The following is a 16,652-nucleotide window of genomic DNA, read 5'->3' on the forward strand; positions in this document are numbered from 1 at the left end:
GCGATCATGGCGATGAGCATGGCAGGGTCCGGCGGTGGCAGACGCCGCCGCGGCGGGCGCAAGCCGGTCATGGCCGAGATCAACGTCACGCCGATGGTCGACGTGATGCTGGTGCTGCTGATCATCTTCATGGTGGCGGCGCCGCTGATGACGTCGAACATCGACATCGACCTGCCGGTGGCGAGCGGCGGCAAGTCGATCTCGTCGAACCAGCCGCCGCTGACACTGTCGGTCAAGCGCACCGGCGGCGGCTGCAACTCGAATGTCGAGCTCTATCTGGGTGACGCGCCGGTCACGGCCGCCGATTTTCCGGCCAAGATCAAGGCGATCGGTGACGCCCGGTCGGATGCCGAAAAAGTGGTCTATCTGCGTGGCGACAAGGACGTCTGTTACACGGATATGATGAAACTGCTCGGGGAGGTCCGGGCCGCGGGATTCAAGGCGAATATCGTCATCATCCCGGAAGGCGGATAACCACCATGCCAAGGCACGGGGAAGCCTGATTTGAAGGTCAAGGTCGACAAGACTCTGGCGGCATCGATTGTCCTGCACGTCCTCGTGATCGGGTGGGGCCTCGTGTCGTGGTCGACCAAGGCGTACGTGATGCCCGAAGAGGAATCGGTTGCCGTCGACGTGATCTCGCCCGACCAGCTCTCGCATGTCATGGCCGGTCAGAAGGACGGCAAGAAGGAAAATCCCAAACCGCTGGTCGACAAGGTCGCTGAAGCCAAGCCGGTCGACGACACCGTCGGAAAGGTCGAGGAGAAAAAGCCCCCTGTCGTGACCGACACCGCGCCGCAGCCGGCGCCGAAGGTGGAGAAGCCGGAAGACAAGAAGCCGGATCCGCCGAAGAAGGTCGAGAACAAGCCGAAGGAAGAGCCGAAGCCGGTCGAGAAGAAACCCGATCCGGTGAAACCCGACCCGATCGCGGAAGCGATCAAGAAGGAAGAGAAGAAGCCGCCGCCGAAGCCGGTGCAGCAGGCCGCCAAGCCGCCGCCGGAGCAGAAGCCGAAGGATCGCGTGTTCGACCAGAGCAAGATCGCAGCCCTGCTCGACAAGCGTGACCCGACGCGGGCCGCGGCGACCGGCGATACGCTCAATGCCAATGCGGCGCTCGGCACCGCGAAGGGCAAGGCTGCCGACAATTCCGCGACCTGGGGCGCGATGTTCCGGCAGCAGGTCGAGCGCTGCTGGAAGAAGCCTTACGGTGGAATTGAGGCACAGATGGCAGAAGCCGTGTTCTCCATCCATTTGAAGCGCGACGGCACGCTGGAAGGCATGCCGGTCGTGGTAGGAAACGCGAAGACGCCTTATCTTCGGGTGTATCAGGAGAGCGGCTTGCGCGCGATCATCGAGTGCCAGCCCTATCGATTGCCTCCAGCATTCTTTGAGGAGTGGCAGTTCTTCGAGCCAGCCTTCACCGAGAGGCAGAGCTGAAATTGCACGCTACCGTTTACGAGCATGAGTTCGAACGATGATTGACAAGACCCGCTTGCCTCACACGCTATTCCGTCCGAGCCGCCGGCAGATCCTGGCCGGAATGGCGTCCGCCGGCGCGATGCTGGGTGGTCTGACCGGCCCCGCATCCGCCCAGAAGCGGATCACCATCACCGAGGGCGAGTTCGCGCCGGTGCCGATCGCGATCCCGAACTTCGCCGCCGGCACGCCTGGCGATGCTGAAGTCGGCGTCGGCGTCACGCAGGTGATCACCAACAACCTGAAGCGCAGCGGCTTGTTCGCGCCGATCGATCAGGCCGCCTATCTCGAGAAGCAGATCAACATCGACGCGGCGCCGAACTTCAACAACTGGAAGAGCATCAACGCGCAGGCGCTGGTGACCGGCCGCATGACGCGCCAGGGCAACGGGCGAGTGAAGGCGGAATTCCGGCTCTGGGACGTCAACACCGGCCAGCAGCTCGCCGGTCAGCAGTACGACACCTCGGCCGAATACTGGCGGCGGATCGCGCACATCATCTCCGACCAGATCTATGAGCGCATGACCGGCGAGAAGGGTTATTTCGATACCCGCGTCGTGTTCGTCGACGAGAGTGGCTCGGCGGATCGCCGCGTCAAGCGCCTCGCGCTGATGGACCAGGACGGCGCCAATGTGCGCTACCTGACCCGCGGCTCGGATCTCGTGCTGACGCCGCGCTTCTCGCCGTCGACCCAGGAAATCACCTATATGGAATTCGGGCAAGGCGACCCGCGCGTCTATCTGCTCAACATCGAGACCGGCCAGCGCGAGATCGTCGGCAACTTCCCGGGCATGTCGTTCTCGCCGCGCTTCTCGCCCGACGGCCAGCGCGTCATCATGAGCCTGCAGCAGGGCGGCAACTCCAACCTGTTCGTGATGGATCTGCGCTCGAAGTCGATGACGCGGCTGACCGACACGCCGGCGATCGACACCTCGCCGTCCTACGCGCCCGACGGTACGCGGCTCTGCTTCGAATCCGATCGCGGCGGCAAGCCGCAGATCTACGTGATGCCGGCGACCGGCGGCGGTGCACAGCGCATCTCGTTCGGCGACGGCACCTATTCGACGCCGGTTTGGTCGCCGCGCGGCGACTACATCGCCTTCACCAAGCAGGGCGGCGGGCAGTTCGCGATCGGCATCATGAAACCCGACGGTTCGGGCGAGCGCATCCTAACCTCGGGTTTCCACAATGAAGGCCCGACGTTTGCGCCGAACGGACGCGTCGTGATGTTCTTCCGCGATCCCGGCGGCAACAGCGGCCCGTCGCTGTTCACCATCGACGTCTCCGGCCGCAACGAGCTGCGGGTGCCGACCCCGGGCTTTGCCTCCGACCCGGCCTGGTCACCGCTGTTGTCGTGAGCCGGGTGCAGAGCTGCTCCGGGAACCTCGGCGGCGGTCAGCACTTCTCACCTAGCGCACTGAATTTCATGGTGAATTCCGGCCGTCGCCTGGGCGCGGCAAGGACTTGCTAACGATGTTCGCTCAGAAAGACTTCACCTGCGATCAGTAAGAGTGCGAGCTGAAAAGGACGCGCGCTCTCACAATGCAGTTTGCAAGTCAGACGGGTGAACCGGACCGGTCGATGTCGCCGACGATTTCGGCGGCACTGGTCGATTCCCTGTTCATGAACCCAGCGCCCATGATTTTCGGCGCCTTCGGTCCCGCCATTGCGGGCGCCGTGATTGCGGCTGTCACGAGCAATCTGTTGTGCTGGCTGTGCGTGCCGCTGTTCATCGTGGTGGGGCTGGCGCGCGCGCTGCAGATGTACCGCTACCAGCAGCGCAATTCCCGGCTCACCGTCGAAGAGTCCGTGACCTGGGAGAAGCGCTACCGGATCGGCACCATCGCCTACGGCATCTCGCTCGGCATCTGGGGCGTCACCGTGCTGCTCACGACCAATGATGCCGCCGCGCACATGCTGTGCGTGACCACGGTGGTCGCCTACACCTCGGCGGGGGTAGGGCGGACCTTCGGCCGGCCGCAGATCTTCCACCTGCATCTGTTGATGTCGATCGGTCCCTTGATCCTGGCGCTGATGTATGTCGGCGGCCCCTATCACATCGCCCTTGCGCTGCTCAGCCTGGTGTTCTTCAGCGCCATCCGGCACCTGACCTCCAGCCTGCAACGCATCTACGTCAACGCCTGGATCGCCAAGGAGCGCGAGGCCGCGCTGGCGGGCCAGTTCGATACCGCGCTGAACAACATGCCGCACGGCCTGTGCATGTTCAGCGCCGACGGCCGCGTTGCGGTGATGAACCACCGCTTCATCGAGATGATGCAGCTGTCGGACGATTTCGTGCAGCGCGGCGCCAGCGCCACCGACATCTGCAACGCCTGCGTCCTGTCCGGCTCGATCTCGGCCGCGGCCGCACAGCAGATCCTCTACGAGATCGAGAGCTCGCAGCGCGGCGATATCGTCACCAGCGACCCCGACCCAACCAAGAACCGCTCGCTCGACTGGACCTTCCAGCCGATGGCCGGCGGCGGCACTGTGGTGCTGGTCGAGGACATCACCGAGCGCAAGGACGCCGAGGCCCGGATCAGCCACCTCGCGCGCTACGACGAGCTGACCGCGCTGCCCAACCGCGTCAATTTCCGCGACGAAATCGGCCGGCTGCTCGCCATGCAGCACGGCGACCATCGCTCCGCATTACTGTTCGTCGACCTCGACCAGTTCAAGCAGGTCAACGATACGCTCGGCCATCCCTGCGGCGACCAGCTGCTCTGCGCGGTCGCCGAGCGGCTGCGCGAGATGCTGCGGCCGGAGGATTTCGTGGCGCGGTTCGGCGGCGACGAGTTCGTGGTGTTCCAGCAGAACATCCACTCGCACGAGGACGCTGCGGCGCTGGCTCGGCGCATCGTCGACCGCCTCAGCGAGCGCTACAAGATCGACAACCATTTGGTCGAGATCGGCGCCAGCGTCGGCATCGCGATGACCGCGCCCGGCGTCGGCGCCGACACGCTGCTGAAGAACGCCGACATGGCGCTCTACCGCGCCAAGGCCGACGGCCGCGGCACCTTCTGCTTCTTCCGCGACGAGATGGCGCAAACCGTCGAGGCCCGCCGCATCCTCGAGCTCGACCTGCGCAAGGCGCTCGCCAACGAGGAATTCGAGCTGTTCTACCAGCCGCTGATCAACCTGAAGTCCGGCAAGGTGAGCACCTGCGAGGCGCTGTTGCGCTGGAACCATCCGGCGCGCGGTACGGTCTCTCCGGTCGACATCATTCCCGTTGCCGAGGACATGGGCCTGATCGTCGATCTCGGCCGCTGGATCCTGCGCAAGGCCTGCATGGAATGCATGAAGTGGCCCGAGGCGGTCAGTGTCGCAGTCAACTTCTCGCCGCAGCAGTTCCACCAGCGCGACGTGCTGAGCGAGGTTCGCTACGCGCTCGAGGTCTCCGGCCTGCCGGCGCACCGGCTCGAGATCGAGATCACCGAATCCTCGCTGCTGCACAACACCGAGCTGACCCACGACTTGCTGTCCCAGCTGCGCTCGCTCGGCGTGCGGATCTCGCTGGACGATTTCGGCACCGGCTACTCGTCGCTCAGCTACCTGCACAATTTCCCGCTGCAGAAGGTCAAGATCGACCGGTCCTTCCTCGAGGGTATCGACAGTGACCGTCCGCTGACCCTGCTGCGCGGGGTGGCGCGGCTGTCGGCGGATCTCGGCATGTCGGTCGTGGTCGAGGGCATCGAGACCAATGAGCAGCTCGAACTGATCAGCGCCGATGGCGCGGTGACCGAAGCACAGGGATACCTGTTCAGCCGGCCGGTTCCCTCCGTCCGCATCCGCCAGCTGCTCAATGCCTCGCACGGCCGGCGGACCGACGAGCAACTGCACGTGGTTCCCTCGCGCTCGATCGCTTGATCCGGCGCAATATACTCAATCGATAGTTGTGAGAACCTTCGACTGCACCATTCGTAGTGTGCCCTTGGGTCGGAGGTTAACTGTATTGCCTCGATTACTTTGACGGAAATTAAGAAGCTGTTAATCTTTTGGCCGCGCGTTGAAGTTGTTGCGTTGTTCAGGGAGTACCAAATGAGGTCCGCGGCCGAAGCCATCAAGCCCGCGACAGGAAGGCTTGCGGACCCTCTGGATCAAGTCGATTACCGCCTCGCTCAGACCTCGGAACAGAAAGACGAGATCTACCGGCTTCGCTATCGCGCCTATCTGCGCGAAGGCGCGATCCGGCCCTCGGCGGACGAGCGGGTTGTCGATCAGTTCGATGATGCGCCGAATGCCTGGGTGTTCGGTGTCTATCTGCAAGGCGAACTCTGCAGCTCGATCCGCATCACCGTGGTGACGCCGGAGTGGCGAACCTCGCCGACGCTCGAGGTGTTCGGCGACGTGCTGCTGCCGAAGCTTGATCAGGGCCTGGTCTTCATCGACTCGACGCGCTTCGTCGCGGATCCCGAAAAGGCCCGGAACGTTCCGGAACTGCCCTATGTCACCGTGCGTCTCGGCTCGACCGCGGGCGTGCACTTCAATGCCGATTACGGCCTGGCGCCGGTCCGGCCCGAGCACATGGCGTTCTACCGGCGTGTGTTCCTGCACGAGACCTGGTCGGAGCCGCGGCTCTATCCCGGGCTGGTGAAGCCGGTCGGCTTGATGGCGTCGCACCTGCCGACGGTGCGGGAACGCGTGCTGGCCCGCTATCCCTTCCTGCGCTCCAGCGCCTTCGAGCGGCGCATGCTATTCGACCGCGAAGGCCAGTTGCAGCCCGACGGCGTCGTGCAGCCGTTCGAGCGCGCTTCGATCGTGCCGAATCCCTGAGGGAAACGGCATTCTCATCGATTCAGTGTCGATCGACTGTTGCGCGCAGGCCAAATTGTCCTGCAAAAGCGGCCGGTTCCCGCGAACCTTGCCTTCCCTTCACCATCGCGCCACATTTGCCACCCATTAACCATCGGGGGCGCTTTTCGCCATTGCCTGGCATTTGATGGGGTTCAGCAAGGTCTCGTCAAGGTTGACGGAACGTTCGCTTAACCATCGCCCTGTAGACCGATTGGGTAGTACGAAGAGCGCGAGCGTGGAGGCTCCGGGAATGAATTATCTCCAGGGTATGAAGCTGGTTGCGGTTCTGGCGGTGGCGCTGTCGATGGGCGCATGCGCCAACAAGAACCCGTTGGACGCCAATGGCGCGATTGGGGGCGCCGCGACCCCGGGCAGCCAGCAGGATTTCGTGGTCAATGTCGGCGACCGCGTGTTCTTTGAGAGCGATCAGACCGATCTCAGCCCGCAGGCGACGGCGACCCTCGACAAGCAGGCGCAGTGGCTGCAGACCTATAACCGTTACTCCTTCACCATCGAAGGTCATGCCGACGAGCGCGGCACCCGCGAATACAACATCGCGCTCGGTGCCCGGCGTGCCCAGTCGGTCCGCGCTTACCTCGCCTCGCGCGGCATCGATCCGAGCCGCATGCGCACCATCTCCTACGGCAAGGAGCGTCCGGTCGCGGTCTGTAACGACATCTCCTGCTGGTCGCAGAATCGTCGCGCCGTCACCGTGCTGAACGCCAGCTCCTGACGCGAACCTGAATGAGTGTTTTCAAGCCGGCGCCTTCGGGCGCCGGTTTTGTTTTGGCCGCGTGAAGGCCCGGCCCGCCGTCATCAAGATGAACGAAGCTGCGCGCAATTGGCCGCTTGCTTGTTCCAGCGTCCGTACTAAACCGGTATCCCGCGACGCTGTCCCGGATTTGAAGTGCCAGTCACAATTCCGGCGTACTCCGTCTTTCAATGTCGCTCGCTTTTCACGTCGATCTCGTCGTCAGGGCAAAATGTCATCCAGGATTCATTTTCTTTCCTCCGCCGCGGCGATCGCGGCGTTGCTCGCCGTTTCCGCGCCAGTGTTTGCCCAATCCGACGATTCCGATGCTGAAATGCGGATCGAGCGGCTCGAAAACCAGCTGCGGCAGCTGACCGGCCAGAACGAGGAACTGCAATACCGTAACCGCCAGCTCGAGGAGCGGCTGCGGCAGCTTGGCGGGCAACCGCCCGGCCCAGCTGGACAGGCTCCGGCGGGCCAACCCGTTGCGGCGGCGCCACCGGCGCAGCCGCCGCAGGCCTACCCGCAAGCGCAGCCGGGTTACGCCCAGCCCCAGCAAGGCTACGGCCAGCCGCAGCAAGGATATGGCCGGCAGCCGCAGGGCGGCTATGACCAGCAGCAGCAGATCGCGGCGCCTGCGCCGATCGCGCAGGAGCCGGCGCCGGCGGCTTCCGGCCGCCGCGGCCGCGGCGATGCCTTCGATCCGAACCAGAACCCGAATGCCCCAGGGGCGCCGCGCGCACTTGGCGGCGGCGGGATGCCGATGCCCAGTGAGGCGGCGGTTGGCGCGCCCGGCGGCCGTGGGGCAGGCGAGCCGCTCAATCTCGGCAACACCAGCCCGCAGCGTGCGCCCGGCGCGAGCGCAGCCCTGACCACGCTGCCGCCGTCGGCGACGTCGAAGGACGAGTTCGACCTCGGCATCGGCTATATGCAGCGCAAGGACTATGCGCTCGCCGAAGAGACGATGAAGAACTTCGGCCAGAAGTATCCGAACGATCCCCTGGTGGCGGACTCGCAATACTGGCTCGGCGAAAGCTATTTCCAGCGCCAGCAATATCGCGATGCTGCGGAGACCTTCCTCGGCGTGACCACCAAGTTCGACAAGTCCGCGAAGGCGCCCGACGCCCTGCTGCGGCTCGGCCAGTCGCTGGCGGCGCTGAAGGAAAAGGAAGCGGCCTGCGCCGCGTTCGGCGAGATCACGCGGAAGTACCCGCGCGCGTCCGGCGGGGTCAAGGCTGCGGTTGATCGCGAGCAGAAGCGCGTGAAGTGCTAAACCAGATGCGGGAAGGCCCGGCCTCTCCGCCAGCAGCTGGTTTTGCGATGCCCGACGATCAATCCGCCATCCCGGCAAGGGACGCCAAGCGCCTGTTCGCAGGCCTTGCGGGCGCGCCGGCGCTCCTGCTTGCGGTGTCCGGCGGTCCCGATTCAGTCGCGCTGATGTGGCTCGCCGCGCGCTGGCGCCGCGCGCTCGCGCAGGGACCGCGGCTGGTGGCGGTCACGGTCGATCACGGCCTGCGTCCCGAAGCGGCTCGTGAGGCGCGCGACGTCAAGCGGCTGGCGCGAAGTCTCGAGCTGCCGCATCACACGTTGCGTTGGACTGGACCAAAGCCTGGAACCGGCGTGCCGGCAGCGGCGCGCGCGGCCCGCTATCGACTGCTCGCGCAGGCCGCACGCAAGCATGGCGCCACGCATATTTTGACCGCGCACACCCGTGACGATCAGGCCGAGACGCTGTTGATGCGGATGCTGCGCGGCAGCGGCGTTGCGGGCCTCTCGGCAATGGCGCGCGAGACCGAGCGCGATGGCGTCTTGCTGACACGGCCGCTGCTCGACATCTCCAAGGCCCAGCTGATCGCAACGCTGCAGAAGGCGCGCATCGGCTTTGCCGACGATCCGACCAACCGCGATCGGTCCTTCACGCGTCCGCGGTTGCGCGCGCTGATGCCGATGCTCGCGGCGGAGGGCGGCGACGCGCGGAACCTGACGCGGCTTGCCGCAAGGATCGCGCGCGCCAACGCCGCCCTGGAGGTGCTGGTCGACGGCGCCGAGCACTATCTTGCGTTGAAGAGTGAGGATAACTCCGGCACGGGCTTCGATGCTGCACTGTTCGCAGTAATGCCCGAGGAAATCCGCGTCCGTCTGCTCAAGCGCGCCATCGACCGCGTCGGACATGAGGGCCCGGCCGAGCTCGGCAAGGTCGAAACCCTGCTCGCCGCGATGGACGAGGCCTTGGATGGGGCTTTGGGAAAACGCGAATCCAGGCTGAAACAGACCCTTGCCGGAGCGGTCATCAGCATCGCCGCCGGCCGGATCAGGATCGGCCCGGCACCGCCCCGCCGGGGGCGCTCTCGCTGAGCCGGGTTCGATTGTTTCAATCGCTGTCATAATCGGGCAAAGAGGCTTAACCACCCCGGAAAAACACCGGATTCAGCGCCATTTTTTGACCGGGAATCGCGCTAGGATGCGGTAAATAGTCGTGCGTGGTTCCCTTGGCATCTACCCCAGCGGCACCTAAATTGTATGCCATCGACGGGATGGATTCCCTGGGGATTCCCACAGAGCCTGCCCAAGGATAGAGAGAGGCCGCGATCCGCGCGACCACGAAGGAAGACCATGAACGCCAATCTGCGGAATTTCGCCCTCTGGGTCATCATTGTCCTGCTGTTGCTGGCGTTGTTCACGCTTTTCCAGAATCCTGGCCAGCGCTCGTCGTCCTCGGACATCTCGTTCTCGCAGCTTCTCACTGAGGTCGATCAGGGCCATGTCCGCGACGTCGTGATCCAGGGGCCGGAGATTCACGGCACCTTCAACAACGGCACGAGCTTCCAGACCTACGCGCCGAGCGATCCGACGCTCGTGAAGCGCCTCTTTGACGCCAAGGTGCAGATCACCGCGAAGGCGCCCGGCGACAACGTGCCGTGGTTCGTCTCGCTGCTCGTCTCCTGGTTGCCGTTCATCGCGCTGATCGGCGTGTGGATCTTCCTGTCGCGGCAGATGCAGGGCGGCGCCGGCAAGGCGATGGGCTTTGGCAAGTCGCGCGCCAAGATGCTGACCGAGGCGCATGGCCGCGTCACCTTCGAGGACGTCGCTGGTGTCGACGAGGCCAAGCAGGACCTGCAGGAGATCGTCGAATTCCTCCGCGACCCCGGCAAATTCCAGCGGCTCGGCGGACGGATTCCGCGCGGCGTGTTGCTGGTCGGCCCTCCCGGTACCGGCAAGACGCTGATCGCGCGCGCGGTCGCGGGCGAAGCCAACGTGCCGTTCTTCACCATCTCCGGTTCAGACTTCGTCGAGATGTTCGTCGGCGTCGGCGCGAGCCGCGTCCGCGACATGTTCGAGCAGGCCAAGAAGAACGCGCCCTGCATCATCTTCATTGACGAAATCGACGCGGTCGGCCGTCATCGCGGCGCCGGCCTCGGCGGCGGCAACGACGAGCGCGAGCAGACGCTGAACCAGCTGCTGGTCGAGATGGACGGCTTCGAGGCCAATGAGGGCGTGATCCTGATCGCGGCGACCAACCGTCCCGACGTGCTCGATCCCGCGCTGCTGCGTCCCGGCCGCTTCGACCGCCAGGTCGTGGTGCCGAACCCGGACGTCGTCGGCCGCGAGCAGATCCTCAAGGTTCACGTCCGCAAGGTGCCGCTGGCGCCGGATATCAACCTCAAGACCATCGCGCGCGGCACCCCGGGCTTCTCGGGCGCCGACCTGATGAACCTCGTCAACGAGGCTGCGCTGACCGCCGCCCGCCGCAACAAGCGGATGGTGACGCAGGCCGAGTTCGAAGAGGCCAAGGACAAGGTGATGATGGGCGCCGAGCGCAAGTCGCTCGTGATGACCGAGGAAGAGAAGCTGCTGACGGCCTATCACGAGGGCGGCCACGCCATCGTCGGCCTCAACGTCGTCGCGACCGATCCGATCCACAAGGCGACCATCATTCCGCGCGGCCGTGCGCTGGGCATGGTGATGCAGCTGCCCGAGCGCGACAAGCTGTCGATGTCGCTCGAGCAGATGACTTCGCGCCTTGCCATCATGATGGGTGGCCGCGTCGCCGAAGAGCTGATTTTCGGCCGCGAGAAGGTGACCTCGGGCGCCGCCTCCGACATCGAGCAGGCGACCCGCCTTGCCCGCATGATGGTGACGCGCTGGGGCCTCTCGGAAGAGCTCGGCACCGTCTCCTACGGCGAGAACCAGGACGAGGTGTTCCTCGGCATGTCGGTCTCGCGCACGCAGAACGCGTCCGAGGCGACCGTGCAGAAGATCGACTCCGAGATCAGGCGTCTGGTCGAGGAAGGCTACAACGAGGCAACCAAGATCCTCACCGAGAAGCGCGAGGACCTCGAGGCGCTCGCCAAGGGCCTGCTCGAGTTCGAGACGTTGACCGGCGACGAGATCATCGACCTCTTGAAGGGCAAGAAGCCCAATCGCGAGTCGGTGCTGGAGCCGTCGACGCCGCGCGCATCCGCCGTGCCGCCGGCCGGCAAGCCGCGCCCGCGTCCCGATCCGGACACCGGCATGGAGCCGCAGCCGCAGGCGTAAGCCTCGCCCGCGATGGCCGGCACGTCCGGCAGACCAGTTGTGCAAAAGCTCGGCCTCAAGCCGGGCTTTTGTATTTTTGTCGACGGGTTGTCCGTTCCCTACGGCGACGTTGTCGGCGAACTGCCCGCCGATGTGCTGGTGACGAATACCGCAAGGGCACCGCTCGATGTCGTGCACCTGTTCGCCGCCAGGGCCGAGGGGCTTGCGGCCAAGCTGCGGCGTTATCGTCAGGCGATCGCCCCTGACGGCATGATCTGGGTGTCGTGGCCGAAGAAGAGTTCGGGCGCCGCGACCGACCTTACGGAGAGACAGGTCCGCGCAACCGGGCTCGCGAACGGCCTGGTCGACGTCAAGGTCTGTGCGGTCGATAACGTCTGGTCGGGGCTGAAATTCGTGATCCCGGTCAGGGACCGCGGCAAGCGCTGAAATCGCGCCTTTCGAATATCCGTGGCCTCCGCTGCAACGCCGTGACATCCTCCCGCCAAGCCGTCAAACGGCACGGCCGCGTTGTCTGAAGGCGCGGCAAGGAAAAGGTGAGGGGAGGCCGATGCGCAAGGCATTCGGCGCGCTTGGCGCCATTTCGTTCCTGCTGCTGCCCACGTCTTCTCTCGCCGCCGAGATGCGCGGCGTCACATCAACCGAAATCAGGATCGGCCAGACCATGCCCTATAGCGGGCCGGTGTCGGCGTTCGGCGCACTCGGCAAGGGCGAAGCCGGCTATTTCAGGATGCTGAACGAGCGCGGCGGCATCAATGGCCGCAAGATCAACTTCATTTCGCTGGACGATTCCTACGCGCCGCCGAAGACGGTGGAGCAGACGCGCCGCCTGGTCGAGAGCGACGAGGTCGCGCTGATCTTCTCCTCGATCGGCACCGCGCACAACACCGCGATCGCAAAGTACCTGCAGGGCAAGAACATCCCGCAGCTGTTCCTGGCCTCCGGCGCCTCGAAATTCGGCGACGTCACGCAATTCCCGCAGGCGACGATGGGCGTGCAGGCGCCGTTCCGCTACGAGGCACGGCTATATGCGCGCTATGCGCTGGCGAAGAATCCGAATGCAAGGTTCGCCGTCATCTCGCAGAACGACGATTACGGCCGCGACTATCTCGCCGGCCTCAAGGACGTGCTCGGCGAGAAGTATGAGTCTCTGGTCACGGTTGCGACCTATGAGATCACGGACCCGACGATCGACTCCCAGATCGTCAAGCTGAAGGCCACCAATGCCGACGTCTTCGTGATCGCGGCGACGCCGAAATTCGCGGCGCAGTCGATCCGCAAGGCCTTTGAGATCGGCTGGCGGCCGATGACGTTCCTGTCCAACACAGCGGTGTGGATCTCGACCGTGATGCAGCCTGCCGGCCTCGAGGCCGGCACCGGCATCATCTCCACGGCCTATGTGAAGGATCCGGACGACCCGGCATGGAGCGACGATCCCGGCATGAAGGGCTGGCGCGAGTTCATGACCAGATACGTGCCGGAAGGCGACCAGCACGACACCAACTACGTCAACGCCTACAACAGCGCGATGGCGCTGGAGGCGGTGCTGAAGGCCTGCGGCGACGATCTCTCGACCGAGAACATCCTGCGTCAGGCATTCGCGATCAAGGGCTTGGAATTGCCGATGCTGCTGCCGGGCATCAAGGTCAACACCTCGCCGGCCGACCACGTGCCGGTCGATCAGATGCAACTGATGCGCTTCAACGGCAAGACCTGGGATCGCTTCGGCGAACTTCAGACAGGGAATTGAGGGTGGGGCTGATCGCGCTTGAACTGTGAGCGCCGGGGATCAAACCCGTCATCCTGAGGAGCCGCGCAGCGGCGTCTCGAAGGATCGACGGTCCGACTGGTGGCCGATTCATCCTTCGAGGCTCGCCCAGCGGCGCAATTGCGCCGCAAGGCTCGCACCTCAGGATAACGGGACGACGATGCGATTTTGGACTTATGCAGCGTCGGTTAGTTCGTGCTCTGACCCGCCGCCGCCGCGCCGGTCCTGGTCTCGTCCGAGCGCACATGGATCACCGCGATGTCATCCTTGTACAGCCGCTTCCAGCCCTTCAGGTGATCCAGTGCGTTGCCGGCGGGAGAGTCCGAGCTCAGCAGCGTGGCATCGATCCGGTATTTGTCGAGCAGATCTAGCAGCCGGCCGACGTCGCGGGCATCGAGCGCGTCGTAATAGTCGAGCACGAATTGCTCGCCATAGAGCTCGGCGCGGCCGTCGATGAACACCTTCATGTCGCGGCTGACCATGTAGCCGCCGAACGGCGCCGTGCTGAACACGCGCTGCGCCTTGTGCTGCTGCAGCACATCGACCGCGGCAACGGGCGAAAACATCGGCAGGAATTTGAACTGATGCTGCGCGACGAACATCGCCGTCGTCACCCACGCGCCGATCACCATCGCGATCACAGCCAGGATCGTGACGACGGGGAATGCGCGCGTTTCTCCGAAGCGGGCGGCGGTGGCGCCTGCCGTTCCCCATTGCTCGGCGATCGGCTTGGCGAGCACCAGCGGAGCGATGAACGCGAACACCTCGATGTTGCGGACATGGCTCAGCGCCATCCAGATCAGCCCGAGCAGCAGCAGGATCCGCGGCACCGACAGCGTCAGCCTGCGATAGCAGATCAGGCCGATCAGGCCGAGCAGCGTGGCTTCGAAGAAGCTCGGCTTGCTGAAATCCGCCGGCTTCCATTCCCCGATCAGCGTCAGCAATTTGCCGAGGCTGAGGATCTTGGTCGCGCCGAGCAGGCTGTTCCAGCCATAGGGCGTCACACAGCTCGCGGCCAGCGCGGCGAGGCCGAACAGGCCCCATCGCACGACAAGCTGACGGCGGCGGCTGCGCTCCGCGTTCCACACGGCCTCCAGTCCGATCGGTCCGATCAGCGCCAGGCCGAGAACGAAGCCGCCATGCAGATTGGCCCACAGCGTCATCAGCGGCAGCAGCCACCATGACGGTGAGGCGCGGCGATCCGCGGCCACGAGCAGGCCGCCGATGAACGCCAGCAGCACCGGCAGCGCCAGCACATGCGGCCGCGCCAGAAAGTGGATCGTCGACAACAGCAGCGCCAGCGCCGCGATCAGGAGCGCGCGCGCCGGATCGAAATATGGGCTCAACAGATGCAGGAAGATCGCGACTGTCGCGCCGATCGCCATCGACGACAGGATCACCGGTCCGGCCCAATCGCCGCCGTATACGAGCGCGTACACCACCTGCGACAGCCACGAGCTCGAGATCCAGGGCTCGCCGAAACGGGTGAACGAGAACACGTCCGATGTCGGCATCGCGCCGTGTTCGAGGATCCACTGTCCGACCCTGATCTGCCACATCGTGTCGGAATCGCGCAGCAGGATTTCGCCGGCCGAGAGATAGAACAGATAGGCGCCCACGGCGGCGCACAGCGGCACCAGTCCTCGCGCCGCGCTACGGCTGCTCACGCTGCTGGTGATGGAGAGTGACATGCGCTTTCTTGCTTGTTTCGGCCGGGGGCATCCAGAGCCAACGCCACGCGTGATGCTGGCGCGCACTCGACCACGGCTTCCGATAAATTCGGGTAAATGCCGCGGCGATATTGCGAGTGTGCGCAAGATCAGATGTCTCGATTTCGAGCGATCACCTTAGCCGGCGATTTACCATCGCGGCCCTGATCCGGTCGGGGAGGGGTCGGGCCGCCGCCGGCTCAATCAGAGGTGGTACCAGAGGTTGCAAAAAATCCTTACAATTCCAGCTTGTCATTCAGTCTGAATAGTTGTTCACTTCTTCAGGCGATTGCGGGATCAATCGCTCAAAACGTTGAAGACTCGTGTGTTCTGCCGGTGGGCGCCGGCGGGGGCGCACGGCGGGGGGACGGAACGCCATGGTTTACCGGCGAACTCATCAGGTGGTGAAACGGCTGGCCGCGCGGCGCAGCGCCATCCTGTCGGCTGCGCGGGACGCGGCGGCGGCGGGCGGTATGGCAGCGGTCCAGATCGCACCCGTCGCGGTGCGGGCCAATGTCGCGGCCGGAACGGTCTACCGCTATTTCCCGTCGAAGGCCGAGCTGATCTCGGAATTGATCACGGAAGTCTCGCGCGACGAGCTCACGGCGATCCGGCGTGCCGCCGATGCCGCGCCAGGGCCGTCATCGGCGCTTGCCGCCGCGGTGACGACGATCGCGGTCCACGTGCTGTCGCAGCGCAAGCTCGCCTGGGGCATTTTGGCCGAGCCGGTCGACGTCGACGTCACCGCCTCGCGCCTCGCCAGCCGCCGCGACATTTCCGGCGAGCTTGCCATGCGCATCGATGCCGCGGTGCGCGCCGGCCACCTGCCGGCGCAGGACACGGCGCTGGCCGCCACCGCCTTGCTCGGTGCGCTGCACGAAGCGCTGGTCGGTCCGCTGGCGCCGGCCAATCTCGACGATCCGATCAAGCTGCGTGACGCGGTGCAGACCGTGACGCTGCTTGCGCTGCGCGCGGTCGGCGTGATGGACGCACGCGCGCGTGGCCTCGTGGTGCAGGCGACGACTCCGGCGAAGGCACTGGTCGGCGCCTGAGGCCAGGGTGAGGCCAGCGCGCGCGAAGAACACTTCTGTCGCATTGGCGTTGTAGTTTTGCGGGCTGGGTTCAACCAACCTCACGGAGCAACGCATGACGACGACCCATGGCTCGGCCAAATGGCAGGGCGGCATCAAGGACGGCAAGGGCGCGATCTCGACCAAGAGCGGCGCGCTCTCGGATTACCCCTACGGCTTCGCCAGCCGTTTCGAGGGCAAGCCCGGTTCGAACCCGGAGGAGTTGATCGGCGCTGCGCATGCCGCCTGCTTCACGATGGCGCTGTCGCTGATCCTCGGCGAAGCCAAGCTCACGGCGGAGCATATGGAGACCAAGGCCGACGTGACCCTGGAGAAGGTCGCCGACGGCTTCGCCATCACCGCGGTGCACCTGACGCTGTCGGCAAAGATCCCGGGCGCTGACAACGCGACGTTCCAGGAACTGGCCGGCAAGGCGAAGGCCGGATGTCCGGTGTCGAAGCTGCTCAACACCAAGATCACGCTCGACGCGTCGTTGCAGGGCTGATCGCGGCGCGGGCGGGTTAGAGCGGGCACCGGTACGCGTGAAGAAAA

Annotated in this window: 14 protein-coding genes; 13 read left to right on the forward strand and 1 reads right to left on the reverse strand. The window is 65.0% G+C overall.

Annotated elements, in window-relative coordinates:
* Nucleotides 1–6: 6 nt before the first annotated feature.
* The 11 genes from J6525_RS15845 to J6525_RS15895 all read left to right on the forward strand — a co-directional run bounded on the left by J6525_RS15845 (nt 7) and on the right by J6525_RS15895 (nt 13,303).
* On the forward strand, nt 7–474 hold the full coding sequence (locus J6525_RS15845; RefSeq protein WP_016846953.1) for a biopolymer transporter ExbD: 468 nt from the start codon (nt 7–9) through the stop codon (nt 472–474).
* Between the two features lie 30 nt (nt 475–504).
* The gene (gene tolA, locus J6525_RS15850) at nt 505–1,437 is read left to right on the forward strand and encodes a cell envelope integrity protein TolA (protein ID WP_092080736.1); all 933 of its coding nucleotides are present in this window, start codon (nt 505–507) and stop codon (nt 1,435–1,437) included.
* Between the two features lie 37 nt (nt 1,438–1,474).
* Nucleotides 1,475–2,833, forward strand: a complete 1,359-nt coding sequence (gene tolB / locus J6525_RS15855) for a Tol-Pal system beta propeller repeat protein TolB (protein ID WP_092080739.1) — start codon at nt 1,475–1,477, stop codon at nt 2,831–2,833.
* Between the two features lie 184 nt (nt 2,834–3,017).
* Nucleotides 3,018–5,342 (forward strand): putative bifunctional diguanylate cyclase/phosphodiesterase, encoded by a 2,325-nt coding sequence (locus J6525_RS15860; protein ID WP_076828017.1) that lies wholly within the window; start codon nt 3,018–3,020, stop codon nt 5,340–5,342.
* A gap of 171 nt (nt 5,343–5,513) precedes the next feature.
* Complete coding sequence (locus J6525_RS15865) at nt 5,514–6,248, forward strand: N-acyl amino acid synthase FeeM domain-containing protein (protein WP_225645369.1); 735 nt, start codon at nt 5,514–5,516, stop codon at nt 6,246–6,248.
* Nucleotides 6,249–6,519: 271 nt separating this feature from the next.
* Complete coding sequence (gene pal / locus J6525_RS15870; RefSeq protein WP_016846948.1) at nt 6,520–7,002, forward strand: peptidoglycan-associated lipoprotein Pal; 483 nt, start codon at nt 6,520–6,522, stop codon at nt 7,000–7,002.
* 250 nt (nt 7,003–7,252) lie between these two features.
* Entirely contained in the window at nt 7,253–8,293 is a 1,041-nt protein-coding gene (gene ybgF, locus J6525_RS15875; RefSeq protein ID WP_225645370.1) for a tol-pal system protein YbgF, read from the forward strand.
* Between the two features lie 47 nt (nt 8,294–8,340).
* Nucleotides 8,341–9,375, forward strand: coding sequence for a tRNA lysidine(34) synthetase TilS (gene tilS, locus J6525_RS15880; RefSeq protein WP_225645371.1), 1,035 nt, complete (start codon nt 8,341–8,343; stop codon nt 9,373–9,375).
* 258 nt (nt 9,376–9,633) lie between these two features.
* Nucleotides 9,634–11,556, forward strand: coding sequence for an ATP-dependent zinc metalloprotease FtsH (gene ftsH, locus J6525_RS15885; protein ID WP_057018122.1), 1,923 nt, complete (start codon nt 9,634–9,636; stop codon nt 11,554–11,556).
* 39 nt (nt 11,557–11,595) lie between these two features.
* Nucleotides 11,596–11,982 carry a DUF3052 domain-containing protein gene (locus J6525_RS15890; RefSeq protein ID WP_225645372.1) on the forward strand — a complete coding sequence of 129 codons (387 nt, stop codon included), beginning with the start codon at nt 11,596–11,598 and terminating at the stop codon, nt 11,980–11,982.
* Between the two features lie 121 nt (nt 11,983–12,103).
* Nucleotides 12,104–13,303, forward strand: coding sequence for an ABC transporter substrate-binding protein (locus tag J6525_RS15895; RefSeq protein ID WP_225645373.1), 1,200 nt, complete (start codon nt 12,104–12,106; stop codon nt 13,301–13,303).
* Nucleotides 13,304–13,509: 206 nt separating this feature from the next.
* On the opposite strand, the gene J6525_RS15900 is transcribed toward J6525_RS15895, so the two are convergent.
* Complete coding sequence (locus J6525_RS15900) at nt 13,510–15,012, reverse strand: hypothetical protein (protein ID WP_225645374.1); 1,503 nt, start codon at nt 15,010–15,012, stop codon at nt 13,510–13,512.
* Between the two features lie 395 nt (nt 15,013–15,407).
* Between J6525_RS15900 and J6525_RS15905 the strand changes: the two genes are divergently transcribed.
* Together J6525_RS15905 and J6525_RS15910 are read left to right on the forward strand one after the other, a co-directional pair.
* Complete coding sequence (locus J6525_RS15905; protein WP_026191806.1) at nt 15,408–16,082, forward strand: TetR/AcrR family transcriptional regulator; 675 nt, start codon at nt 15,408–15,410, stop codon at nt 16,080–16,082.
* Between the two features lie 94 nt (nt 16,083–16,176).
* On the forward strand, nt 16,177–16,605 hold the full coding sequence (locus J6525_RS15910; protein WP_016841620.1) for an OsmC family protein: 429 nt from the start codon (nt 16,177–16,179) through the stop codon (nt 16,603–16,605).
* Nucleotides 16,606–16,652 lie beyond the last annotated feature (47 nt).

The organism is Bradyrhizobium australafricanum (assembly GCF_020329495.1).
Taxonomy (GTDB): Bacteria; Pseudomonadota; Alphaproteobacteria; order Rhizobiales; family Xanthobacteraceae; genus Bradyrhizobium; species Bradyrhizobium australafricanum.